Below are 22119 nucleotides of genomic sequence, written 5' to 3'. Positions count from 1 at the left end.
GGGCGAGCAAAACAATTCAGGCCGCCTCCCCAATCGGGAAGACGGCCTGGAATGAATGGCGCGCCCGGAACGATTCGAACGTCCGACCCTCAGATTCGTAGTCTGATGCTCTATCCAGCTGAGCTACGGGCGCGCATTGGAGGGCGCCACATAGGCAGGCTGCCCAGGGTTGGCAATCCCTTATCCGGCGCCTTTTCCCGTTCAACCGGGCAAGTGGGTTCGCAGCACGACATCGAGCGGCGGCATCGGTAGTTCCACCATTGCCGCAGGTCCGAACCAGGCGATTTCCGCCCCGTCATGCGCCGTGGGGACGCCTCCCCAGCGGGCGACGGTGTAAAGCGTGATGACAACCGCGGGATGATCGCCGTCCGCGGCTGCCTCCGCGACGGCCAGATGGGAAATTGCCGCAGAATCGACCCGGATTCCCAGCTCCTCCGCGAGCTCCCGTATCAGGGCGTGTTCCGGCGATTCCCCCGCTTCGACCTTCCCGCCGGGAAATTCCCACAGGCCCGCGTGATGCTTGCCCGCGGGCCGCTTCCCCAGGAGCCAGCGGCCGTCCGGTCGCCTGAGCGCGCCCGCAACCACCGCCATGCGTGTCGGAGAATTTTCCAGTTCGGACACGCAAGGAAACCCTTTCTTAACTCGCCAGCGCGCAGAAGCGACGGCGATCAGGCCGCAGGCCATGGAGCAGAAGAACGCCGATGCGCATACTTCTAAGACAGATTGCCAGCGATACGTCGGGGGCAACAGCCGTCGAATATGGCCTGATCCTCGCTTTGATTTTCATTGCCATGCTGACCGCAGTTCAGAACTTCGGGACCGCCACGATCACGATGTGGAACAGTGTCAGCAGCAAGATGGCCGAAGCGAGCAAGTAAACAGGGTGGATCGGTTAGTAATTTATCAACTTCAAATCCGTATCTTCCCGAAATGTCCAGGCCGTTAATTGGGTGCGGCATGGGCCGGGTAGCGAAGACTGAACCAGGAGACGTCAAATGCAGTTCATCAAGAATCTCGTTCGCGACGAAGAAGGCGCGACCGCAATCGAATACGGCCTCATTGCTGCTCTGATCGCCATCGCCGCGATCGTCGCGATGCAGGGCCTGGGCAACCAGCTCAGCACGACCTTCAAGAAGGTCAGCACCGAGATGGCGAAGGGCAACTAAGCCTTTCCTCCGACCGGAGATACGAGGTGCGGCGGGAGCGATCCCGCCGCACTTTTCGTTTGTGTCGGATAGCTGGCAGGGACCCTAGCGCCCCCGCACCACCAGCTTCACCTTCTGCCCTGGGACGACGGTCGCACTGGATGAAAGACCGTTCAGCACCCGGAAGCGCTGCTCCTGCGCACTGGTATAGGCCATCCGGCCAGCGAGCGTTTGCACGGTGTCGCGGGGCCCCACGGTTACAACATCGATGACCCGGGGCACCACCCCCGCCGCCTCGTTCGCGTTGATACGCCGCATTGAATTGAACATCGGCGTGAACACGCCCGATCGCCCAGCCTGCGTGATCCCTACGAAATGGTACGCCTGGTTGGGCGCGAATTCATAGGCGAACACGGTAACATCCACCTGTCCGTTGCCGGAATTGACCCGGGTCAGGCCATACATGGCCGGCAGCCCGTTAACGGTCGTGCGCTGCAAGGTCTGCGGCGCAATCTGCTGGTTCTGGCTCAGGCCGGCAAAGGCCTGCCGGACGTATGTTTCCAGATTGCCGTTGTAGGCGGCGGTGGTGAGCTGCGCCTGGCCGCTCTGCCCGTTGATCGAAACCGCCCGAGTCCCGTTCACCATGTAGAACCCGTTCGGCGCGGCGAAGGCGAAGCGAAGCTGGGGATGGATGAACTGATTGCCTTCGATCACGCCCTGGGCCGGATCGTCGCCGTAAGTCAGCCCGTCGATACGGGCCAGGAAAGTGTCGCGATTGGTAATGCCCGTCGCATTACCGGCAAGTTGCAGCGCGGAACGCACGCGGCTTGCCGGATCCGGGTGAGTCGAGGCCCATTGGGGGATAGTCGCGTCTCGGCGCCCCTGGAGCGAGGCATCCAGCGCGTTCTGTGCAGCCAGGCTCTGCAACACGGTGCCCATCGCGCGCGGATCGTAACCGGCGGCGCGGAGGTACTGGATACCGAGCCGGTCCGCCTCAATTTCCTGGTTGCGGGAGAAGCTCAGCGTGAGCATTTGCGTACCCTGCTGGATTCCCTGCGTCAGCAGCTGGCCGGCCTGGCTATTACCCAGCACCGCACCGGCGAGGACCGACCCGAGCACGCCAAGGATCGAGTTGCGCGTCGACGTCTGCTGGCGGCGCTGCGAATGCCGTGCGGCCACGTGGCCGACTTCGTGCCCGAGGACGCCGGCAAGCTCCGCCTCGTTGTTCATAAGCGCGACAAGCTGGCGCGTCGTGTAGATGTAGCCACCCGGGATGGCGAACGCGTTGTTCACCGAGCTGTTCAGGAGGGAAACCGTGAACGCGTCGCGCGCGTTCGAAAGGCTGGATCGCACCGCGATGTTCTTCCCGACCTGCTCGACATACTGGGCCTGGGGCCCGGTCATCGCGCCGCCGAATTCCTGCAGGAGCTGCGGATGCGCCTGTGCGCCTTGGCGTGCCTCTGCCTGAGTGATCGTCGTTGCCCCGCCGCTCTGCGCTTCAGCCGTGGTGGCGCAACCACTCAATGCGAGACCCGCGACACTCACGTATAGGGCCGCGTGCCGCCACGGCAGTCGGGAATGGAACATCGGTAATCTCCAAGGTGTGCGGCGATCCACCCCCGCCGCGGTTTGCGATACGCACCTTGGAACACGCACGGCCGGGGCTTGGTTCCCCTGCTCGCCGGCGGTCAGTTACTGCCGATGGCTAGAAAACGATCTTCCCGTTTGCGGCGCAGGGTCGCCGGGTCGAGCGCGGAAAGCGCGTCGAGCTCTTCCCCGATGGCGGCGCCCAGGGCCTGTGCCGCGCCCGCCGGATCGCGCTGCGCACCGCCGAAAGGCTCGGGGACGATACGATCGATCACGCCCAGCTTTTCCAGGTGCTGCGCCGTCACCTTCATGGCCTCGGCCGCATCGGGCGCCTTTTCAGCCGTGCGCCACAGGATCGAAGCGCAGCCTTCCGGGCTGATCACCGAATAGACCGCGTGTTCCATCATCAATACGCGTTCGGCACTCGCCAGGGCCACCGCGCCGCCCGATCCGCCTTCGCCCACGATGGCGGCGACCATCGGCACTGGCAGCGCCAGGCACGCCTCGGTCGAGCGTGCGATCGCTTCGGCCTGGCCGCGCTCCTCCGCCTCGATCCCCGGGAACGCGCCGGACGTGTCGACCAGGGTAACCACGGGCAGCCCGAAGCGGCCCGCCAGTTCCATCAGCCGGATCGCCTTGCGATATCCTTCCGGCTTGCCCATCCCGAAGTTGTGCCGGATGCGGCTTTCGGTGTCGTTGCCCTTTTCATGGCCGATCAGCACCACCTTGCGCCCACCCAGCGAGGCCAGCCCGCCCATGATCGCTTGGTCGTCACCGTAGAGCCGGTCCCCGCCGAGCGGAATGAATTCGTCGAAAGCGTGGGCCACGTAATCGCGAAAGTGCGGGCGCTGCGGATGGCGCGCTACCTGCGTCTTCTGCCACGGCGTCAGCGCGCCATACGTGGTTCCGAGCAATTCGCGGCTCTTCGCCTCGAGCCGCGCGAGCTCCGCCGAGATGTCGACATCATCGCCCGCGGCAGCCGCCCGCAGTTCGGCGATGCGCTTGTCGAGCTCGGCGACAGGCTTCTCGAATTCGAGATAGGATTGCATCGTGCGCAGCTAGTCGCCCCGGCCCGCCCGCGCAAGCGGGTGGCGTTCGTTGACCAGCGCAACCAATCGCGCCGAGTCGACGTGGGTATAGATTTGCGTCGTGGCTATGTCCGCGTGGCCGAGCAGGGTCTGCAAGACGCGCAAGTCCGCCCCGCCTTCCAGCAGGTGCGTCGCGAAGGCATGACGCAGCACATGGGGGCTGACCTTTTCCGGTGCGATTCCCGCACGCGTTGCCAGGCCTTTCAACAACTGGAACAGGCGTATGCGGGTGAGGTGCCCCCCGCGCGAGGGAAACAGGAACTTGCCCTGGGGCCGCACCGCCAGCCAGCGGGACAATGCCGCCTTCGCTCGCCCACCCACGGGCACCATCCGCGCCTGGCCCCCCTTCCCCATGACGGTCAGGAAGGGGGCGTCCCTGGGCACGGACGCCAGCGGCAGCGAAACCAGCTCGGTCGCGCGCAATCCCGAACCATAAAGCATCTCCACCAGCGTCAGCATGCGAACGGGTGCGGGCTGTTCCGCTTCCGCCTCGCGTTCGGCCTGCACGAAAAGCAGTTCGATTTCACGGTGATCCAGGATTCGCGGCAGCGGACGCCGGGTCGCCGGACGAGGCAAGGCTACGCTCGGATCGTCAGGTCGGCGGCCTTCGTCCACCATGAAACCGAAGAACTGCCGCAAGGCCGATGCCTTGCGTGCGACCGATGCCGGGGCGAGCGCGGACCAGTGCCGGGCGAGCGATTCGATCCCGGCCTTGTCCGCCGCCGCGAGCTCGCCGATCACCGCTTCGCTCGCGACCAGATCCCGGCGATATGCAGCGATCGTGTTGGCCGCAGCGCCGCGTTCGGCCGCGAGCATCGCCAGGAAATCGTCGATCGCCGCGCTCACCCGCGGGCCACGGCCTCCGCCGCGATCATCCGGGCTTCCGCTTCGAGACCGACTCGGTTGAGCGCGGCCACGATGTGATAGAGATGCCGGGCCGTCATCCGGTCCCACCCGGAACCCTGCATGCCCAGGCCCGCCAGCAAGACCACGAGTGCCTGGTTGTCCACCGCCGCTGCCGCGTCGATCGCACGGGTCCAGCGTGTCGCGCTGCCGAGGTTCATTTTGAGGTCGCTCGAATAGCCGCCCACATCGTCGGCGTCCATCCGGCCGAGGCCGGCGAGTCCAGCAACCAGGAACTGGGATTTGCGTTGGTCCTGGCTGTCGTCATCGTCGATGAAATCGTCGATCGCGCCGGACGACACCGGATCGCGTCGCCCGGGTGCCGCGAACGTGAGTTGCGCCCACGCTGCGCTGCCGTCGGGGACGAGCGCCGCCCACCGCAGCGCGTCACGCTCGAAACCGGCTGAGAGCATGGCCGCGATCAGGTTGCCGGCATCGTCCAGGAATTCCTCGTCAGGCTCGACCCGCGCGGCGGCGTTGGCGGTAAGGATCAGCCGCGCATAGTCGATCGTGCCGGGCGCGGCGGCGTCTTCCCCGTCCGATCGGGGACCGGCCCAGATCTCGCGTATCGCCGCCAGACGCGCCGCCGCATCCGCGCCGACGTAGGCCTGACGCAGGCGCGCGGCGAGAGTCGCGATCGGGCCGTCGAGGTCTTCCTCGACGAATGCCTGCGCGTACAGATCGACCAGGGCGGTAGACGAAAGAATCCCTTCGCGCGCGGCGAGATTGGCGGCGTCTATCCGTTGGGACAGCGTCAGCATGGGCGCCGTCGCGGCGGCCCGGCTGTAATAGGGGCCCGCATCGTCCAGCAGGTTATCGGGCACCGGCTCGCCCACCGCATTGGCCAGCGCGAAACGCATCGGGGTGAGTTCATCCACCCCGTTCCATTCGATGGTCACCGCGCCCCGGCCCTGCCCCGCCGCGCCGGCGAAGCGCTGGGCCAGCAGCGCGTCGATCGCCGCCGCCTGGCCCCGGCTGCGTACGCGGTTGAGGTCGGCCTTCGCGCGAGCGCCCTCCCCGGCGAACGCGTTGCAGATGCCCTGGAACAGGCGCCAGTTGGCGTCTTCGCGCACATTGCCCTGGAGCCGCACCACCGGGCAGGCGCCCACGAGGTCCGCTGTGCCGATATAAGCGTCGAGTGCGGCGGCCGTCAGCGCGGGGTTCCAGTTGGCCGTGTCCACGTCCTGAGCCACGGCGCGGGCGGCGGCGAATTCGCCCATCGCGTTGAGAGTACGGGTGCGCAACGCGGCAAATTCGATCGGATCCATGCCCGAAGGCGCCGCAAGCCGGCTCGCAAGGCCGCGCCGCAGCAGGATATGGCCCCAGCGCGAGACGACCGGGCCATCGGACGCGCTGAGCGCGGCGCGCACCAGGGACGCGGGCTGGTTGGCAAGCGACAGCACCGGAAGCCCGCCTTCCGACGGCGCGAGCACCCCCACCCGCGTGGTCGCCCTGCGTGCGGCGGGCGGAATGTCCACTTTGGGCTTCAGGCCGAGCAGCTCGTCGAGCTCGTCCGTCGACATACGCTCCAGCTCCGCCAGAGACGGCAGGGTGCCGGCGAAATCGGGCAGGGGCGCGGGCGCGGGCGCGCTGCTGCTACCGCTGTTTGCTCCCTTTGGAATCGGCTGGATGACTGGGACAGACGTCGTCGTCGCCGCCGGCGCATCGGTCTGGGCGGGAGCAGGCGGCCGCGCGGTGGGGCTCGGCGTTGGCGCCGGATCCCGGAAATCGGGCGGCAGGATCGATTGCGGCGCGCCTTGCGCCATCGCCAGCCCGGACCCGAGAACGAGTGCCGACGCGCCCAGCGCCAACAGGATACCCCGCTTCATCGCGCCTTTTCCGGCACTGCGATCGGTTCGACAATCGGCCGGATCGGCTCTTCCCCGCCGTCGATCCAGGCATAGGTCAGCAGCGCCAGGCACAGCGCCGCAGCGATCCAACCGACCCGCTTGTCCATCATCGGCAAAAGGCGAACCCCAAAAAAGCAAACCCGAAAAGAGCGGGCTCATGTGTCCCGGCGTGCATGGTTGCACGCGCCCTAGCGCATCTATAGTCGCAGCGGCAATGCGCGTTACAACCCGGAACCTTTCCGCCGCCGAAATTGGCGTGATCGGCCGTCGGCTCGATCGTCCGATCGTGCTGGTGGGCTTGATGGGGGTGGGCAAATCCACGGTCGGCCGCAAGCTTGCCGAACTTCTCGATACCAGTTTCGTCGATGCGGACGAGGAGATCGAACGGGCCGCTGCGATGAGCGTTTCCGAAATCTTCGAACGGTTCGGCGAGGATCACTTTCGCGACGGGGAACGCCGCGTCATCGGCCGGTTGATGCACGAAGGCTACGGCGTGATCGCCACCGGCGGGGGCGCTTACGTCAATCCCGAAACCCGCGCGCTGGTGAACGCGGCCGGCATCGCGGTGTGGATCGACTGCGCCATCGACACGCTGGTGGCGCGGACCGGACGGCGCGACAGCCGGCCCCTGCTGCGCGGCGGCGATCCTGCCGAAATTCTCGCACGCCTGCACCGCGAGCGGGCGCCGGTCTATGCCGAAGCGCCGGTTCATGTGACCAGCGACCAGATGCCCCACCGCGACACGGCAGTTGCCATAATCGAGGCGATCGACCGATGGCTGTGATCCCCGTCGCCCTTGCCGGGCGCAGCTACGACGTGATCGTCGATGCCAACTTGCTGGAGCAGGCAGACACGATTGTGGGGCCGTTTCTGCGTCAAAGAGAATTCTCTTTGGTCGCCGATCGCAACGCATGGGCGCTGCATGGCGCGCGTCTGGAGGCCGGTCTCGCGGCAAGCGGCCGCAGCGCGGCGGTTTACCTGGTGGAGCCGGGTGAATCGTCGAAAAGCTGGGACAGCCTCGCCCGCCTCACCGACTGGTTACTCGCCCAGGGGGTCGAGCGCGGCGACCATGTCGTGGCATTCGGCGGCGGCGTGGTCGGCGATCTCACCGGGTTCGCCTGCGCGATCCTCAAGCGGGGCTGCGGTTTCGTGCAGGTGCCAACCACGCTGCTCGCGCAAGTCGACAGCTCGGTCGGCGGCAAGACCGCGATCAACACTGCCGCGGGCAAGAATCTTGTCGGCGCGTTCCACCAGCCTTCGCTCGTTCTGGCGGACCTCGACACCTTGCGCACGCTGCCGCCCCGGGAACTGCGCGCCGGCTATGCCGAGGTGCTGAAGTACGGCGTGCTGGGGGATGCCGCGTTCTTCGAGTGGCTGGCGGATAACGGCGGGGCGGTGACGGGCGGCGATCCGTCCGCGACCGCCCATGCCGTCGCCACCAGCGTTGCCGCCAAGGCCTGGATCGTCGCGCAGGACGAACGCGAAACCACCGGCGCACGGGCCCTGCTGAACCTCGGACACACGTTCGGCCACGCGCTGGAGGCGGAGGCCGGGTTCTCCGATCGCCTGCTGCACGGAGAGGCGGTCGCACTCGGCATGGTGCTGGCGGCGCGCTACTCGGCGCGGCTCGGCTTGATGGGCGACGATGAAGCGGAGGCGGTGACGGCCGCGGTCGATGCGGCCGGTCTCCCGGCGGAAATCGCGGCGCTTGGCCTCAGCGCAGACGGCCAGCGCCTGGTCGATCACATGCGCCACGACAAGAAGATGGAGGGCGGCACGCTCCCGTTCGTCCTGCTGCGGGGGATAGGACAGGCGTTCCTCGCCCGCGACGTCGCGCTGGCCGATGTCGCCGCGTTCCTCGACGAGGAGTTACGCGCGCACTAGTTCCGGCTCGAGATCGACCCGATCGAACCCCGCGAACAATGCATCGTAGAGCAGGCTGCGGTGGCATTCGGCAGAGTCACGTTCGTAGCGCGTTTTTCCTCCGCCAGGGCGTGAAGCTCCGCCATCTGGGCGAGCGCCTCGGGCAAGGTCAACTGCCCGGCATAGACGCGTTCCAGTTCCGCATGATCGCCGCGCCGCGCCGCCGCGCGTCCTTCCGGCGGAGTGCCGAGCTGGCGGAAATGCCGGTAGGCAATGCCCGCTTCCTCGACCCCGGCCTTGAGACCGTTCTTCGAGAAACCCGGGCGCCGCGACAGCGGCAGATAGCGGATATCGGCCAGGAGTTCGACCCCGGCCGCCGTCAGCGCCGCAACCACCGCCGCCTGCGTCGCCTGTTCATATCCGATCGTCCAGATCGTGGGCATCAGAACAGGCGCGAACCGTTGGGCACCGGTGTGTCGGGCGCGAACAGCACGACATTCCCGAGCTTGCCGGCGAAACCAAGCGTCAGCGAACGGGACACGACCCTGCCGATCTGGCGCGGGGGAACGTTGACCGCGCCGGCGACCTGGCGCATGGAAATGCGCCGTTTATGCATTGCGAACAAGGGGATCGCTTCCATGTTCAGATTGCAATGCTGGTGGTGATGCTCATAATTGTCGGGCATCTGACGGCGACGCCCGCGGACAAGGAATGGGCTCGCACCAGAGTCACGCCTACCGCTAATCTGGTAAGTACGATTGGACTTTTCATCATCATGCTCTGGTTCGCAGGATCGATGTTAGCCTAGCCTGGCGATCGCTTTTCTCTAACATGTGCGCCCCTTTCTTGCCTGGCGTCGGCGGAACGCTGTAGGCGGAAACCTTCGCCGCAACGATCGTGCCGATCGCACATGCGCGCTCGGGTGCCAGCGGGGCCGAGGGATCGCGATCGAGGTGCATCACTCGAGCTCGAGGATGATCTCGTCCACGGCAAGGCTGTCGCCTTGCTTTGCGTTGATCCTGGCCACCGTCGCCGCCTTCTCCGCCCGGAGGATGTTCTCCATCTTCATCGCTTCGACCGTCGCAAGCGGCTGGCCGGGCTGCACCGCGTCGCCTTCAGCCACGTGCAGCGACACGAGCAGTCCCGGCATCGGGCAGATGAGGAACTTCGAAAGATCCGGCGGTATCTTCTCGATCATGTGGGCCGCCAGCGGCGCGATATGCGCCGGGAGGACCCGCACATCGTGCTTCGCGCCGCGCGTGGTCATGCGGAAGCCCATCCGGGCCGGCTCCACCAGGACGCCGTAGGAGGCGACGGGTTCGGCCTCGTCATCGTCGGCGTCCTCGCCGTAGAGGTCGACCGCCACCAGGCGGTCCCCGGGCGTGTATTCCAGCGCAATCGCGACCGGCTGGCCATCGACCGTGATCGCGTCCTCCTCCAGGCTGACATCGTAGTCGGTGCCCCCGATGCGGACCTGCCAGTCGCCGGTCGCGGGTTCCGCCTCGGCGAGCTGGCCATCGATCCGGCGCGCGCGGTCGGCATCGGCCGTGGCGAGCGCCGCCGCGAGCGCGGCCAGCGTGCGCTTCAGACCTTCGTCAGCCTCCGCGCCATGGAAGCCGTCGGGATATTCCCCGGCGATGAACCCGGTGGTCAGCTCGCCCGAGCGGAAGCGCGGGTGCTGCATGATCGCGGACAGGAAATCGACGTTGTGGCCGAGCCCTTCGATCTGGAAGGAATCGAGCGCCTGCACCTGCAGGTCCGCCGCCTCGTCGCGAGTCGGCGCCCAGGTGATCAGCTTGGCGATCATCGGGTCGTAGAACATTGACACTTCGCCGCCTTCGTAGACGCCGTCGTCCACCCGCACGCCGTCCACACCGCGGCGGCCGTTGGCATCGCCGTCGTCAGTCCAGCCCTTGACCGGCGGCGCATAGCGCACGAGCCGCCCGGTGCTGGGCAGGAACCCGCGATATGGGTCTTCGGCATAGACGCGGTTCTCGATCGACCAGCCATCGATGCCGATATCGCTTTGCTGGAACGGCAGCGCCTCGCCCGCCGCCACGCGGATCATCTGCTCGACAAGGTCGATCCCGGTGATCGCCTCGGTCACCGGGTGTTCAACCTGGAGGCGGGTGTTCATTTCGAGGAAGTAGAAGCTCTCGCCACTGGGGTCCGCGCCGCTGACGATCAGTTCGACCGTCCCCGCGCTGTAATAGCCCACTGCCTTCGCCAGCGCGACGCACTGTTCGCCCATCGCCTGCCGCATCTTCGGCGTGACGAACGGCGACGGCGCTTCCTCGACCACCTTCTGATGCCGGCGCTGGATGGAGCACTCGCGCTCGTTCAGGTAAACCACGTTGCCGTGTTTGTCGCCGAGCACCTGGATCTCGATGTGGCGCGGGTTGAGGATGAACTTCTCGATGAACACGCGGTCGTCGCCGAAGGAGTTGAGCCCTTCGCGCTTCACGCTCTCGAAGCCTTCGCGCACGTCGGTTTCGTTGTAGGCAAGGCGCATTCCCTTGCCCCCGCCGCCGGCGCTGGCCTTCATCATCACCGGATAGCCGATCTCGCCCGCGATCCGCACCGCGTGCTCGGTATCCTCGATCTCACCGACGAAACCGGGAACCACGTTGACCCCCGCTTCCTTCGCGAGCTTCTTCGATTCGATCTTGTCGCCCATCGCCGCGATCGCATTGACCGGCGGGCCGACGAATTCGATCCCTTCCGCCGCGAGCGCTTCGGCGAAGCTGGTTCGCTCCGACAGGAAGCCGTAACCGGGATGCACGGCGTCCGCCCCGGTCTGCTTGCAGGCGGCGATGATCTTGTTAGCGATCAGGTAGGACTCAGCGGCAGGCGAAGGCCCGATATGCACCGCCTCGTCCGCCATCCGCACGAACGGCGCGCGTGCGTCGGCGTCCGAGTAAACCGCGACCGTCGCGATACCCATGCGCCGCGCTGTCTTGATGACGCGGCAGGCGATTTCGCCGCGATTGGCAATCAGGATTTTCTTGAACATGGAACCTCGAAACCGAATTGCGGGTCCGGCGCTTGGGCCGGAGGAAACAGGAACTGGATCGCGACCGGCGCCATCGTGTGGTAGATCGTGGCGTGGGTCACGTTTGCCGGCTTCGCGTAGCACCAGCCGGCAGCCTTGCCCAATGCCGCGACGAAGCGATTGATCGGGGCTTGGTACTGCGCCCCTTCATCCTCCGACGCCAGATAGAGGCGCTTGCCCTGCTGGGCCGGGCCGACGAGTGTTGCAGCGGCGTTGGAAAGTGCGCCGTTGTCCCACCACAGGCTCGGGCTGATGGCGGCGTAGGTGTCGAACAGCGAAGGTTCGCGCAGCCACGTTTCGGCGATGAACAATCCCGCCAGAGACTCGCCGATCACCCCGCTGTAACCGTCAGTGCGGAAATGAGCGGCGACGAACGGCTTCACCTGATCGCGCACGAACTCCCGGAACTTCGCCGAGTCCCCGGCGGTGGGATAGCGGGCGACCAGCTTGGGATCGGCAGTCCGGCCTACCAGCTCGCGCCGCCGGTCCTTCGATGCGATGCCGACCACGATCGGTTCCGCATTACGCCCCCAGATCGCGCCAAGTTTCACGGTGCCGACGATGTGCACGAAGTCCTGATCGACCCCGCCGTCGATCAGGTAGAGCACCGGATAGCGGCGCTCGGGATGCTGGTCGTAACCGGCCGGCAGGGCGACATTGATCGTGCGCTGGTCGCCGAGCGATGGCGCGGGCAACGTATAGCTCCGTCCGAGGACGATGGACATCGAAGATGGATCGCTGGTGGCGGTCGGTCCGGCCGCGGCGGGCGCCGCTGCTCCGAATGCAAGGGCCAGGGCAAGCGATGCGGCGCGCACCCTCACACCTTTTCCAACGCCTGTTCGATATCGGCGATGATATCGTCGATATGTTCGATGCCCACGGCCACGCGGACCACGTCGGGGCCGGCGCCGGCTTCCACCTGGGCGGCTTCGTCAAGCTGGCGGTGCGTCGTGGAGCTGGGGTGAATGATCAGCGAGCGCGTGTCGCCGAGGTTGGCGAGATGGCTGAACAGCTCGACAGACTGGACCAGCCGGACGCCGGCCTCGTATCCGCCCGACAGGCCGAAGGTGAACACCGCCCCGCCCTTGCCGTCGAGGTACTTGCCGGCCAGCGCGTGATACGGGCTGTCGGGCAGGCCGGCGTAGCTGACCCACGTGACCTTCGGATGTTTCTGCAGCCACTTGGCGAGCGCCAGCGCGTTCGCGCAGTGCCGCTCCATCCGCAGCGCCAGCGTCTCCATGCCGGTCAGCGTGTAGAACGCGTTCTGCGGCGATAGCGCCATGCCGAGATCGCGCAGGCCCAGCGCGCGGCAGGCGAGGATGAAGGCGACGTTGCCGAACGCCTCGGTGAAGACCTTGCCGTGGTAGCTCGCATTCGGCTGCGACAGGTACGGGTACTTGCCGCCGGCAGCCCAGTCGAACGTTCCGGAATCGACGATCACGCCGGCGAGCGAATTGCCGTGGCCGTTGAGGAACTTGGTCGCCGAGTGAATGACGATGTCCGCGCCGTGCTCGATCGGGCGGCACAGCATCGGCGTCGCCATCGTGTTATCGACGATCAGCGGCACGCCCGCCTTGTGCGCCACGTCCGCGATCGCCGCGATATTCTGGACCACGCCGCCAGGGTTGGCGAGGCTTTCGATGAACACGGCCCGGGTCCGGTCGGTGATCGCCGCGGCGACATTTGCCGGGTCGTCGGCATCGACGAAGCGCGACTGCCAGTCCATCTTGCGGAACGAATGGCCGATCTGGTTGAGCGACCCGCCGTAGAGCTTGTTCGCGGCGACTATCTCGCACCCCGGTTCCATCAGCGTGTGGAACGCCAGGAACTGCGCCGCGTGGCCCGACGACACCGCCAGCGCCGCCGCGCCACCCTCCAGCGCGGCCACCTTGCCTTCCAGCGCGCCGGTCGTGGGGTTCATCAGGCGAGTGTAGATGTTGCCGAACTGTTCGAGGTTGAACAGCGCCGCGGCGTGCTCGACATCGTCGAAGACATAGGACGACGTCTGGTAGATCGGGGTGATCCGCGCCTTCGTGGTCGGATCGGGCTGGGTCCCGGCGTGAATGGTCAGGGTTTCGCGGCGTTGGCTCATGTCCGGTTCCTCATTCCGCGGGCTCGGGCTGGCGGCAAGCGGCGGCGTGCAACGGCTCCTCGCCTTGCAGCGCGGTGAGGCCCAGCTTGGCGAACAACGCGGCGTCGCTGTCGTCGCCGGCATTCGGCGCGGTGAGCAGCTTGTCGCCGGTGAAGATCGAATTCGCGCCGGCGAGGAAGCACAGCGCCTGGGTCGCCTCGCTCATCGACTCGCGGCCGGCGGAGAGGCGCACCATGCTCATCGGCATCGTGATCCGCGCCGCCGCCACCGTGCGGACGAACTCGATATCGTCGATCTTGGCGAGCGGGGTGTCGGCCAGCATGTCGCCCAGCACCGTGCCCTTGACCGGCACCAGCGCGTTGACCGGCACGCTTTCCGGATGCTGCGGCAGGGTGGCGAGCGTGTGGATGAAGCCAACCCGGTCGGCGCGCGTCTCGCCCATGCCGACGATCCCGCCGCTGCACACGTTGATGCCCGCCGCGCGGACGTTTGCCAGCGTGTCGAGCCGCTCGCCCATCGTGCGGGTGGTGATGACCCGCTCATAGTATTCCGGGCTGCTGTCGATGTTGTGGTTGTAGTAGTCGAGCCCCGCTTCCGCGAGCATCCCGGCCTGCCCCGGCGTCAGCATGCCCAGCGTCATGCAGGTTTCCAGCCCCATCGCCCGCACGCCTTTCACGATCTCGACGATCGCGGGCATGTCGCGGTCCTTGGGATTGCGCCACGCGGCGCCCATGCAGAACCGCTGGCTGCCGTGGTCCTTCGCCTGCGCGGCGGACTGGAGCACCGCCTGCACGTCCATCAGCTTGCTGGCCGGAACGCCGCTATCGGCCTTCACCGACTGCGAGCAATAGCCGCAATCCTCCGGGCAGCCGCCCGTCTTGATGGAGAGCAGCGTGCAAAGCTGAACCTCCGCAGGCGGGTGGTTCTCGCGGTGCACGCTCGCCGCCTGGAACAGCAGTTCGGTGAACGGCAGGTCGAACAGCGCGGCGATTTCCTCGCGCGTCCAGTCGGTGCGAACGGTCAAGCGGGTCTCCTTGCGAGGTAGAGGCCAAGGGCCATCACCGCGATGCCCACCAGGCGCCTTGGCGTAAGCGCGCTCTGGATCGCGCCAAGCCAGCCGAAGTGGTCTATGGCGGCGGCTGCCACGATCTGGCCCAGCAGCACGAAGAAGATCGCGTTGCCCAGCCCGATGCGGGGCGCGGCGTAGGCGACCGATGTGGCATAGAACAGCATGAAGACCGCGCCGATCCACAGCCATGGCCGCTCGAAGGTGAAGGCCGCGCGGTCCGGCACGCCGGTCAACGCCAGCACCGCCAGCGCGATGGCCAACCCCACCCCGAATGTGACCGCCGTGGCCGCCACCGGCCCGCCCAGCTGCTGGCCGAGCCCCGCGTTGAGCGAGGCGAAGATGGGAATGCCCAGCCCCGCGGCGAACATCATCGCGGCGATGGGCAGGAAGGCGGCCTGGGAGGAATTCATCCGCGGGCGTCCATCATCCGGGCGAGAACGAGGGTCATTCGGCCGCCTCCAGCGTCTCGCCCAGCGGCGGCATGTTGTGGCCGAGCAGGCGCAGCATATCGGCCGCGCATTCGACCACGTTCGATCCGGGGCCGTAGATGCCCTGCACCCCGGCTTCGCGCAGGAAGTCATAATCCTGCGGCGGGATCACCCCGCCCGCGACGACCTTGATGTCTGCCCGCCCTGCCTCGCGCAGGAGCTGGATCAGTTCGGGGATCAGCGTCTTGTGCCCGGCGGCAAGGCTGGATGCCCCGATCGCATCGACATCGCGCTCCAGCGCCATGTCGCGCGTCTCCGCAGGGGTCTGGAACAGCGGCCCGCTGGTCACGTCGAAGCCCATGTCGGCGAACGCCGATGCGATCACGTTGGCGCCGCGGTCGTGCCCGTCCTGCCCCATCTTTGCGACCATGACCCTGGGCGCGCGTCCCAACCGCCGAGCTACGGCCTGCACCCCTTCCACGACCTGCGCGTAGCGACTGTCGCCTTCGTAGGCGGCGGAGTAGATACCCGTAACAGGCGCCGGGCTGGTGCCGTAGCGACCGAACGCCTGTTCCATCGCGGCAGAGATTTCACCCAGCGTCGCATCGTGGCGCGCCGCTTCAACTGCCAGCGCCAGGAGATTGCCGCCAGCCGAGCATCCCGCGGTCAGCGCCTCGAGCGCGGCCTGGCACGCCGCTTCGTCCCGCCCGGTCCGCACGGCCTTCAGCCGCGCGATCTGGCCTTCGCGCACCACGTGATTGTCCACCTCGAGCGTTTCGAGATGATCCTCCTGCGCCTTGCGATACTTGTTAACGCCGACGATCACGGTATCGCCCTTGTCGATGCCCGCCTGCTTGGCGGCAGCCGCTTCCTCGATCGCGGCCTTGGGGCGGCCGGTCGCGACATAGGCGGTCATGCCGCCCGCCGCATCGGCTTCAGCGATCAATTTTTCGGCTTCTTCCACCAACTTGGCGGTCAATGCTTCGATGTAATATGAACCACCCAGCGGATCGACCACCTGGGTGATCCCGCTTTCTTCCTGCAGCACGAGCTGCGTGTTGCGGGCGATGCGGGCGGAGAAATCAGTCGGCAGCGCGATTGCTTCGTCGAGCGCGTTGGTGTGCAGCGACTGCGTACCGCCGAGCACCGCCGCCATTGCCTCCACCGTGGTGCGGATGACGTTGTTGTAGGGATCCTGCTCCTGCAGCGAGACGCCGCTGGTCTGGCAATGGGTGCGCAGCATCTTGCTGCGTTCGCTCTTCGCGCCGAGCCCGTCCATCGTGCGCCACCACAGCGTGCGGGCGGCGCGCAGCTTGGCGATCTCCATGAAGAAGTTCATGCCGATGCCGAAGAAGAAGCTCAATCGTCCGGCGAAGGCATCGATATCCAGCCCGCTGGCGACGGCGCGTCGGACATATTCCTTGCCGTCAGCGATGGTGAACGCCAGTTCCTGCACCGCCGTCGCCCCGGCTTCGTGCATGTGATAGCCGGAAATCGAAATGCTGTTGAATTTCGGCATGTTGGCGGACGTATATGCGATGATGTCCGAAACGATCCGCATGCTCGGTTCGGGCGGATAGATATAGGTATTGCGGACCATGAACTCCTTCAGGATGTCGTTCTGGATGGTCCCGTCGAGCTTGTCCTGGCTCACCCCCTGCCGCTCCGCCGCGACGATGAAGAACGCCAGCACCGGGATCACCGCGCCGTTCATCGTCATGGAAACGCTCATCTGGTCGAGCGGGATGCCCTCGAACAGGATCTCCATGTCGCGCACGGTGTCGATCGCCACGCCCGCCTTGCCGACATCGCCGACCACGCGAGGATGGTCGCTGTCGTAGCCGCGGTGGGTGGCAAGATCGAACGCGACCGATAGACCCTTCTGCCCCATCGCCAGGTTGCGGCGGTAGAACGCGTTCGATTCCTCGGCGGTCGAAAAGCCGGCATACTGGCGGATCGTCCACGGGCGACCGGCGTACATGCTCGCCTTCACGCCGCGCGTGAACGGCGCGAAGCCGGGCAGGCCCTCGTCGCCGGACGCATCCTCGGCGGTGTAGAGCGGCTGGATCGCGAAACCTTCGGGCGTGTGCCAGGCGAGATCGCGCCCCTTCACTTCCTTGTCGGCGAGGGCCTGCCAGTCCGTCCTGCTCTTACCCGTCATTCTCAAATCCCTAACCGTTCGCGGCGAGCGATGTGCAAGACACGCCCGCGCAGGCCCCCCCCGCGCCCGTGATGAAGGCCGGGCGCGCGCGATGCCGATTTTTGCGCTTCCGCACTGACGATTTCGCGCGGCGGGGTCAACGAAAGCAAATCTTGCCCCCGTGCCATCCGCGCGCGGCTGCGCGGCGGGTTAGCGCCCCTGGAAGCGGGGCTTGCGCTTTTCCAGGAAGGCCATGGCGCCTTCCATGGCATCGGCGCTGGCGCCGGCGGTGCGCTGGCCTTCCGCCTCTGCCAGGAAAACCTGCGGCAGCGTGCCGTCGAGCGCGGTCAGGATGTTCGCCTTCATCGTGGAGTAGGACAGGGTCGGGCCATCGGCCAGGCGCGCGGCCAGCCCCGCGGCCTCGTCCATCAGCGCGGCATCGTCTACGGCCCTGTAGATCAGGCCCCATTCCTCGGCCTGGTCCGCGCCTATCTTCTCGCCCAGCATCATCATGCGGGTGGCGCGCGCGCGGCCGATCGCGCGGGCCAGCAGCCAGGTCGAGCCGCCGTCGGGGACAAGCCCGATGTTGACGAACGCCTGGAGAAAATAGGCGCTACGCCCGGCGAGCACAAAGTCTCCGGCAAGCGCGATCGAGCAGCCTACGCCGGCCGCCGCGCCGTTCACCGCGGTCACCACCGGAACAGGGCAGCGCATGATCTGGGTGATGAGCGGGTTGTAGTGGTTCTGCAGCGCACGGTGGCTGCCGCCCGTGCCGGTGATTGCGCTCGACTCGCCCCGCGCCGCCAGATCGGCGCCCGAGCAGAAGCCCTTTCCCGCGCCGGTGATCAGCACGCTGCGCGCATCGCCCAGATCGTAAAGGGCAGCGGTGAATTCGTCGGCCAGTTCGATCGATGCGGCGTTGAGGCGGTCCGGCCGGTTGAGCGTGATCTTGAGCACGCCGCCCGTGCGCTCGGTCAGGATCGTTTCGTATTCGGCCACGTCGGCGCCCTCCCCCAAATGCCTTCCAATGCGGTTCGTTTCGCAATCGGTGTGGCGCGGGATTTCGCGCTGCACAACCCACCATCGTCGGCCCGCACTTGATCCGGGCCAAGGCTTTTCCTTTTCCACCCGATCGCCGGAAGAACAGCCTCGATAGAGGTCACGGAGAGGGAGGCTGATGCCGTCCGTCGCGGTTCAGTTCGACCAATGCTGGTCGCTCTTGGGCGTCTCCATGATCTCGGTCAGCTGACCCATCATGTCCTTGGGGTGGAGGAAGAAGATCGGCGTCCCGTGCGCGCCGATGCGGGTGGGGCCGAGCACGCGCTTGCCCAGCCCTTCAAACCACGCGCGGGCCTCTTCGATATCGGGTACCTCGTAGCAAAGGTGATGCTGCCCCCCGAGCGGGTTCTTTTCCAGGAACCCACGGATGGCCGAGCCCTCGCCCAGCGGCTCGATCAGCTCGATCTGCGTGCCGTTCAGGCCGGTATCCGTCGGCGTGTCGACGAAGCAGACCTTCACCCCCTGCTGGGGCATATCGAACGGTTCGGTGATCCGCGTCGCACCCATCACCTCGCGGTAATAGACCACGCTATCCGCGATCGAGGGCGTCGCGACGCCGATGTGATTGAGACGGCCGAGTTTCATGGTTTCATCCCCAAATCGAGTGCCCATACAATTGCACCTGCAACGGCAACAGCACCGAGGAACGCTGTCAGGCCAACTTGGAAGGCGAACATGTGGGGCTCTTCCGAACGCACTGTTCGGTGTCGAAAATCATGAATACCGGTTTTCATCGCGCGGTAGAATACCCAGAACGCATAAACACCGCAGAGTGCGACGCACGCAATTCCTGCGAAGTGCGGAATTGAGAACTCAAGGCCGAAAAACGTGCCGTCGATCGGTTCGCGAGCGCTACTCACAACGGAATATTATCATGCTTTTTCCAGGGGTTCTCGAGCACCTTCCCGCGTAGCTTGCGCAAGCCCAGCGCGATCCGTCGCCTCGTCGAGTGCGGGTAGATCACCTCGTCGATGTACCCCCTTTGCGCCGCGACGAACGGGTTGGCGAAGCGTTCCTCGTACTCGCGAGTCTTCTCCGCCTGTTGCTCCGCCGGCAGGCCGCGGAAGATGATTTCGACCGCGCCCTTGGCGCCCATCACGGCGATCTCGGCGGTGGGCCAGGCGTAGTTGAGGTCGCCGCGCAGGTGTTTCGACGCCATGACGTCGTAGGCGCCGCCGTAGGCCTTGCGGGTGATCACGGTGATCTTGGGCACGGTCGCCTCGGCATAGGCGAACAGCAGCTTGGCGCCGTGCTTGATGATGCCGTTGTGCTCCTGCGCGGTGCCGGGGAGGAAGCCGGGCACGTCGACGAAAGTCAGGATCGGGATCTCGAACGCGTCGCAGAAGCGCACGAAGCGCGCGGCCTTCTTGCTCGAGTTGATGTCGAGCACGCCGGCGAGCACCATCGGCTGGTTGGCGACCACGCCTACGGTGCGCCCTTCCACCCGGCCGAAGCCGGTGAGCACATTGCCCGCGTGCGCCGGCTGCACCTCAAAGAAGTCGCCTTCGTCGAGCACTTTGCGGACCACTTCGTGCATGTCGTAAGGTTGGCTGGCGTTTGCCGGGATCAGCGTGTCGAGGCTGTCCTCGACGCGGTCCCACGCATCGGCGGTCGGCCGCTCGGGCACGCTTTCGCGGTTCGACAACGGGAGGAAGTCGAATAACCGGCGGGTCTGCAGCAGCGTCTCGATATCGTTCTCGAACGCGAGATCGGCGACGCTGGTCTTGGTGGTGTGGGTGATCGCGCCGCCGAGTTCCTCCTGCGTGACGACCTCGTTGGTGACGGTCTTCACCACGTCAGGACCAGTGACGAACATGTAACTCGAATCCTTCACCATGAAGATGAAGTCGGTCATCGCCGGGCTGTAAACCGCCCCGCCCGCGCACGGGCCCATGATGAGGCTGATCTGCGGCACCACCCCGCTGGCCAGCACGTTGCGCTGGAACACCTCGGCATATCCGCCGAGGCTGGCGACGCCTTCCTGGATGCGCGCGCCGCCGCTGTCGTTGAGGCCGATGACCGGCGCGCCGACCTTCAGCGCCATGTCCATCACCTTGCAGATCTTCTCCGCGTGGCGCTTGCTCAATGAGCCGCCGAACACGGTGAAGTCCTGGCTGAACACGAACACCAGCCGGCCATTGATCGTGCCGCTGCCGGTGACGACGCCGTCGCCCGGAATGCGCTGGTTTTCCATGCCGAAGTCGCTGCAATCATGCTCGACGTACATGTCGAGCTCTTCGAAGCTGCCTTCGTCGAGCAGCACGTCGAGCCGCTCGCGCGCGGTCAGCTTGCCCTTGGCGTGCTGCGCGGCGATGCGTTTCTCGCCTCCGCCCCTGCGCGCGGCGGCGCGGCGACGTTCGAGTTCGGCGATATTGGCGGACATCCCGGCCCCTTCCTGCATTTACGCCGTCGCCTTGCCGCGCCGGGGCGGAGGCGTCAACGCAGCAGGACGAGTTCCTCCGCCATCGTCGGGTGGATCGCGGTAGTCGCGTCGAACTGCGCCTTGGTGAGGCCCGCCTTCACCGCGACCGCTGCCGCCTGCATGATTTCAGGCGCATCCGGCCCGATCATGTGGATGCCCAGTATGCGGTCCGTCCCCTCGTCGCAGACCATCTTGTAGAGACAGCGTTCGTTGCGCCCGGCCAATACATTCTTCATCGGGCGGAAATCGCTTTCGTACACCTTGACCGCGCCATGCGTGTTGCGCGCCTGCCCTTCGGTCAGACCCACAGCCGCGATCGGCGGGTGGCTGAATACGGCGCTGGGAATGCATTCGTGATCGATCGCGCGCGGGTTGTTGCCGAACACGGTGTCCGCAAAGGCGTGCCCTTCGCGGATGGCCACCGGCGTCAACTGCACGCGGCCCGTCACGTCGCCCACGGCGTAGATGTGATCGACGTTCGTCTTGCTAAAACGGTCGACCACGATCTCGCCATGGTCGCCCAGCACCACGCCTGCGGCCTCCAGGCCGAGGCCCTCCGTGTTCGGCAGGCGTCCGGTCGCGAACATGACGCAATCGACGATGATATCGTCGTGACCGGTCATCGAGACCTTCAGCGCATCGCCGTCCTTCTCGATACCGCGGAACTTCGCGTTGAAGCGGAAATCGATGCCCTTCATGACGCTGATCTGCAGCAGCCGGTCGCGCAACGACTCGTCATAGCCGCGCAGCAGCTGGTCCGATCGGTTCATGATCGTGACCTTGCTGCCGAACTGGTGGAAGATGCCCGCAAATTCGTTGGCGATGTAGCCGCCGCCCGCGATCAGGATGCGCCCCGGAATCGCATCGAGGTGGAATGCCTCGTTGCTGGTGATGCCAAGCTCGCTGCCGGGACAATCGGGCACGTGCGGCCGGGCGCCGGTGGCGATGAGGATATATTTCGCGGTGACGACCCTGCCGCTGGCGAGCGCGATTTCATGATTCCCCACCAGGGTCGCGCGTTCGGCAAGGATGGTGACGTTGTTGTTGTCGAGCGTCTGGGTATAGAGCCCTTCGAGCCGCGTGACATCGTTCAGAACGTTATCGCGCAGGACGGTCCAGTCGAACTTCGGCGCCTCGATCGACCAGCCGAACGCCTTCGCGTCTTCCAGGTCCTCGGCAAAGTGCGCGCCGTAAACGAGCATCTTCTTGGGCACGCACCCGCGGATCACGCAGGTGCCGCCGACGCGGTGTTCCTCCGCCACGGCCACTTTCGCGCCGTAGCCCGCCGCGATCCGGCTGGCGCGCACGCCGCCGGACCCTGCGCCGATCACGAAAAGGTCGTAGTCGTAACTCTGCTCGGCCATGCGCGTCTCCTGTCAGGGGCGCGCATATGCCGGGCGGAGCATGGGGTTGCAACGAAA

The 22119-nt window shown here is 66.2% G+C and carries 21 protein-coding genes, 1 tRNA gene and 2 pseudogenes; 4 read left to right on the top strand and 20 right to left on the bottom strand.

Annotated elements, in window-relative coordinates:
- Positions 1 to 56 precede the first annotated feature (56 nt).
- Together GRI40_RS00530 and GRI40_RS00525 are read right to left on the bottom strand one after the other, a co-directional pair.
- A tRNA-Arg gene (locus GRI40_RS00530) sits at positions 57 to 133 on the bottom strand.
- Between the two features lie 68 nt (positions 134 to 201).
- Entirely contained in the window at positions 202 to 621 is a 420-nt protein-coding gene (locus tag GRI40_RS00525; RefSeq protein WP_337190454.1) for a (deoxy)nucleoside triphosphate pyrophosphohydrolase, read from the bottom strand.
- Between the two features lie 80 nt (positions 622 to 701).
- Here GRI40_RS00525 and GRI40_RS00520 point away from each other — a divergent pair, with 80 nt between their 5' ends.
- Both GRI40_RS00520 and GRI40_RS00515 read left to right on the top strand, forming a co-directional pair.
- Entirely contained in the window at positions 702 to 878 is a 177-nt protein-coding gene (locus GRI40_RS00520; RefSeq protein WP_160609539.1) for a Flp family type IVb pilin, read from the top strand.
- 117 nt (positions 879 to 995) lie between these two features.
- Positions 996 to 1166, top strand: coding sequence for a Flp family type IVb pilin (locus GRI40_RS00515; protein ID WP_160609538.1), 171 nt, complete (start codon positions 996 to 998; stop codon positions 1164 to 1166).
- Between the two features lie 84 nt (positions 1167 to 1250).
- On the opposite strand, the gene GRI40_RS00510 is transcribed toward GRI40_RS00515, so the two are convergent.
- The 5 genes from GRI40_RS00510 to GRI40_RS13975 form a co-directional block, all read right to left on the bottom strand.
- Positions 1251 to 2732 (bottom strand): M48 family metalloprotease, encoded by a 1482-nt coding sequence (locus tag GRI40_RS00510; protein WP_160609537.1) that lies wholly within the window; start codon positions 2730 to 2732, stop codon positions 1251 to 1253.
- A 101-nt stretch (positions 2733 to 2833) separates the two neighbouring features.
- Positions 2834 to 3781, bottom strand: a complete 948-nt coding sequence (locus GRI40_RS00505; RefSeq protein WP_160609536.1) for an acetyl-CoA carboxylase carboxyltransferase subunit alpha — start codon at positions 3779 to 3781, stop codon at positions 2834 to 2836.
- Between the two features lie 9 nt (positions 3782 to 3790).
- Complete coding sequence (locus GRI40_RS00500) at positions 3791 to 4636, bottom strand: tyrosine recombinase (protein ID WP_202390190.1); 846 nt, start codon at positions 4634 to 4636, stop codon at positions 3791 to 3793.
- Between the two features lie 26 nt (positions 4637 to 4662).
- Positions 4663 to 6552, bottom strand: a complete 1890-nt coding sequence (locus GRI40_RS00495; RefSeq protein ID WP_160609534.1) for a hypothetical protein — start codon at positions 6550 to 6552, stop codon at positions 4663 to 4665.
- Complete coding sequence (locus tag GRI40_RS13975) at positions 6549 to 6683, bottom strand: hypothetical protein (protein WP_272916539.1); 135 nt, start codon at positions 6681 to 6683, stop codon at positions 6549 to 6551. Before GRI40_RS13975 ends, GRI40_RS00495 begins: the two co-directional genes overlap by 4 nt.
- A 104-nt stretch (positions 6684 to 6787) precedes the next feature.
- Here GRI40_RS13975 and GRI40_RS00490 point away from each other — a divergent pair, with 104 nt between their 5' ends.
- Together GRI40_RS00490 and aroB are read left to right on the top strand one after the other, a co-directional pair.
- A complete protein-coding gene (locus tag GRI40_RS00490; protein ID WP_160609533.1) occupies positions 6788 to 7357 on the top strand; it encodes a shikimate kinase in 570 nt (189 codons plus the stop codon).
- Positions 7348 to 8457, top strand: coding sequence for a 3-dehydroquinate synthase (aroB, locus tag GRI40_RS00485; RefSeq protein WP_160609532.1), 1110 nt, complete (start codon positions 7348 to 7350; stop codon positions 8455 to 8457). The genes GRI40_RS00490 and aroB overlap by 10 nt, the downstream gene beginning before the upstream one ends.
- Here aroB and GRI40_RS00480 read toward each other — a convergent pair.
- From GRI40_RS00480 to gor, 13 genes and pseudogenes are all read right to left on the bottom strand, one after another.
- Positions 8443 to 8879 (bottom strand): annotated as a pseudogene (locus tag GRI40_RS00480) (DUF488 domain-containing protein). The gene aroB and the pseudogene GRI40_RS00480 overlap by 15 nt on opposite strands.
- Positions 8879 to 9028, bottom strand: a pseudogene (locus GRI40_RS00475) (tRNA-binding protein); the annotation flags it as partial. The pseudogenes GRI40_RS00475 and GRI40_RS00480, both read right to left, overlap by 1 nt.
- A 366-nt stretch (positions 9029 to 9394) precedes the next feature.
- Positions 9395 to 11449 carry an acetyl-CoA carboxylase biotin carboxylase subunit gene (locus tag GRI40_RS00470; RefSeq protein WP_160609531.1) on the bottom strand — a complete coding sequence of 685 codons (2055 nt, stop codon included), beginning with the start codon at positions 11447 to 11449 and terminating at the stop codon, positions 9395 to 9397.
- Positions 11431 to 12303: an alpha/beta hydrolase gene (locus GRI40_RS00465; RefSeq protein WP_337190453.1), complete on the bottom strand. Its 873-nt coding sequence runs from the start codon at positions 12301 to 12303 to the stop codon at positions 11431 to 11433. Before GRI40_RS00465 ends, GRI40_RS00470 begins: the two co-directional genes overlap by 19 nt.
- Positions 12304 to 12305: 2 nt before the next feature.
- A complete protein-coding gene (locus GRI40_RS00460) occupies positions 12306 to 13580 on the bottom strand; it encodes an O-acetylhomoserine aminocarboxypropyltransferase (protein WP_160609530.1) in 1275 nt (424 codons plus the stop codon).
- A gap of 10 nt (positions 13581 to 13590) precedes the next feature.
- Positions 13591 to 14604 carry a biotin synthase BioB gene (bioB, locus tag GRI40_RS00455; RefSeq protein WP_202390106.1) on the bottom strand — a complete coding sequence of 338 codons (1014 nt, stop codon included), beginning with the start codon at positions 14602 to 14604 and terminating at the stop codon, positions 13591 to 13593.
- On the bottom strand, positions 14601 to 15059 hold the full coding sequence (locus tag GRI40_RS00450; protein WP_237488965.1) for a DMT family transporter: 459 nt from the start codon (positions 15057 to 15059) through the stop codon (positions 14601 to 14603). Before GRI40_RS00450 ends, bioB begins: the two co-directional genes overlap by 4 nt.
- A gap of 34 nt (positions 15060 to 15093) precedes the next feature.
- Entirely contained in the window at positions 15094 to 17238 is a 2145-nt protein-coding gene (scpA, locus tag GRI40_RS00445) for a methylmalonyl-CoA mutase (RefSeq protein ID WP_160609529.1), read from the bottom strand.
- 189 nt (positions 17239 to 17427) lie between these two features.
- Complete coding sequence (locus tag GRI40_RS00440; protein ID WP_160609528.1) at positions 17428 to 18216, bottom strand: enoyl-CoA hydratase-related protein; 789 nt, start codon at positions 18214 to 18216, stop codon at positions 17428 to 17430.
- 195 nt (positions 18217 to 18411) lie between these two features.
- The gene (mce, locus tag GRI40_RS00435) at positions 18412 to 18861 is read right to left on the bottom strand and encodes a methylmalonyl-CoA epimerase (RefSeq protein WP_160609527.1); all 450 of its coding nucleotides are present in this window, start codon (positions 18859 to 18861) and stop codon (positions 18412 to 18414) included.
- Entirely contained in the window at positions 18858 to 19136 is a 279-nt protein-coding gene (locus tag GRI40_RS13765; RefSeq protein ID WP_237488964.1) for a hypothetical protein, read from the bottom strand. Before GRI40_RS13765 ends, mce begins: the two co-directional genes overlap by 4 nt.
- Entirely contained in the window at positions 19133 to 20659 is a 1527-nt protein-coding gene (locus GRI40_RS00430) for an acyl-CoA carboxylase subunit beta (RefSeq protein WP_160609526.1), read from the bottom strand. Before GRI40_RS00430 ends, GRI40_RS13765 begins: the two co-directional genes overlap by 4 nt.
- 53 nt (positions 20660 to 20712) lie before the next feature.
- Positions 20713 to 22062: a glutathione-disulfide reductase gene (gor, locus tag GRI40_RS00425; protein ID WP_160609525.1), complete on the bottom strand. Its 1350-nt coding sequence runs from the start codon at positions 22060 to 22062 to the stop codon at positions 20713 to 20715.
- Between the last annotated feature and the right edge of the window lie 57 nt (positions 22063 to 22119).

The organism is Tsuneonella aeria (genome assembly GCF_009827495.1).
Lineage (GTDB): Bacteria > Pseudomonadota > Alphaproteobacteria > Sphingomonadales > Sphingomonadaceae > Tsuneonella > Tsuneonella aeria.
The sequence above is the reverse complement of the archived record's forward strand: the minus strand, read 5'-3'. Positions and strand labels throughout refer to the sequence as shown.

What these genes read in the sequence shown, in the direction of transcription:
- GRI40_RS00520 (WP_160609539.1), top strand. Translation starts at nt 702, where the DNA reads ATGCGCATACTTCTAAGACAGATTGCCAGCGATACGTCGGGGGCAACA.
- GRI40_RS00515 (WP_160609538.1), top strand. Translation starts at nt 996, where the DNA reads ATGCAGTTCATCAAGAATCTCGTTCGCGACGAAGAAGGCGCGACCGCA.
- GRI40_RS00510 (WP_160609537.1), bottom strand. Translation starts at nt 2,732, where the DNA reads ATGTTCCATTCCCGACTGCCGTGGCGGCACGCGGCCCTATACGTGAGT.
- GRI40_RS00505 (WP_160609536.1), bottom strand. Translation starts at nt 3,781, where the DNA reads ATGCAATCCTATCTCGAATTCGAGAAGCCTGTCGCCGAGCTCGACAAG.
- GRI40_RS00500 (WP_202390190.1), bottom strand. Translation starts at nt 4,636, where the DNA reads ATGCTCGCGGCCGAACGCGGCGCTGCGGCCAACACGATCGCTGCATAT.
- GRI40_RS00495 (WP_160609534.1), bottom strand. Translation starts at nt 6,552, where the DNA reads ATGAAGCGGGGTATCCTGTTGGCGCTGGGCGCGTCGGCACTCGTTCTC.
- GRI40_RS13975 (WP_272916539.1), bottom strand. Translation starts at nt 6,683, where the DNA reads ATGATGGACAAGCGGGTCGGTTGGATCGCTGCGGCGCTGTGCCTGGCG.
- GRI40_RS00490 (WP_160609533.1), top strand. Translation starts at nt 6,788, where the DNA reads ATGCGCGTTACAACCCGGAACCTTTCCGCCGCCGAAATTGGCGTGATC.
- aroB (WP_160609532.1), top strand. Translation starts at nt 7,348, where the DNA reads ATGGCTGTGATCCCCGTCGCCCTTGCCGGGCGCAGCTACGACGTGATC.
- GRI40_RS00470 (WP_160609531.1), bottom strand. Translation starts at nt 11,449, where the DNA reads ATGTTCAAGAAAATCCTGATTGCCAATCGCGGCGAAATCGCCTGCCGC.
- GRI40_RS00460 (WP_160609530.1), bottom strand. Translation starts at nt 13,580, where the DNA reads ATGAGCCAACGCCGCGAAACCCTGACCATTCACGCCGGGACCCAGCCC.
- GRI40_RS00450 (WP_237488965.1), bottom strand. Translation starts at nt 15,059, where the DNA reads ATGAATTCCTCCCAGGCCGCCTTCCTGCCCATCGCCGCGATGATGTTC.
- scpA (WP_160609529.1), bottom strand. Translation starts at nt 17,238, where the DNA reads ATGACGGGTAAGAGCAGGACGGACTGGCAGGCCCTCGCCGACAAGGAA.
- mce (WP_160609527.1), bottom strand. Translation starts at nt 18,861, where the DNA reads ATGAAACTCGGCCGTCTCAATCACATCGGCGTCGCGACGCCCTCGATC.
- GRI40_RS00430 (WP_160609526.1), bottom strand. Translation starts at nt 20,659, where the DNA reads ATGTCCGCCAATATCGCCGAACTCGAACGTCGCCGCGCCGCCGCGCGC.
- gor (WP_160609525.1), bottom strand. Translation starts at nt 22,062, where the DNA reads ATGGCCGAGCAGAGTTACGACTACGACCTTTTCGTGATCGGCGCAGGG.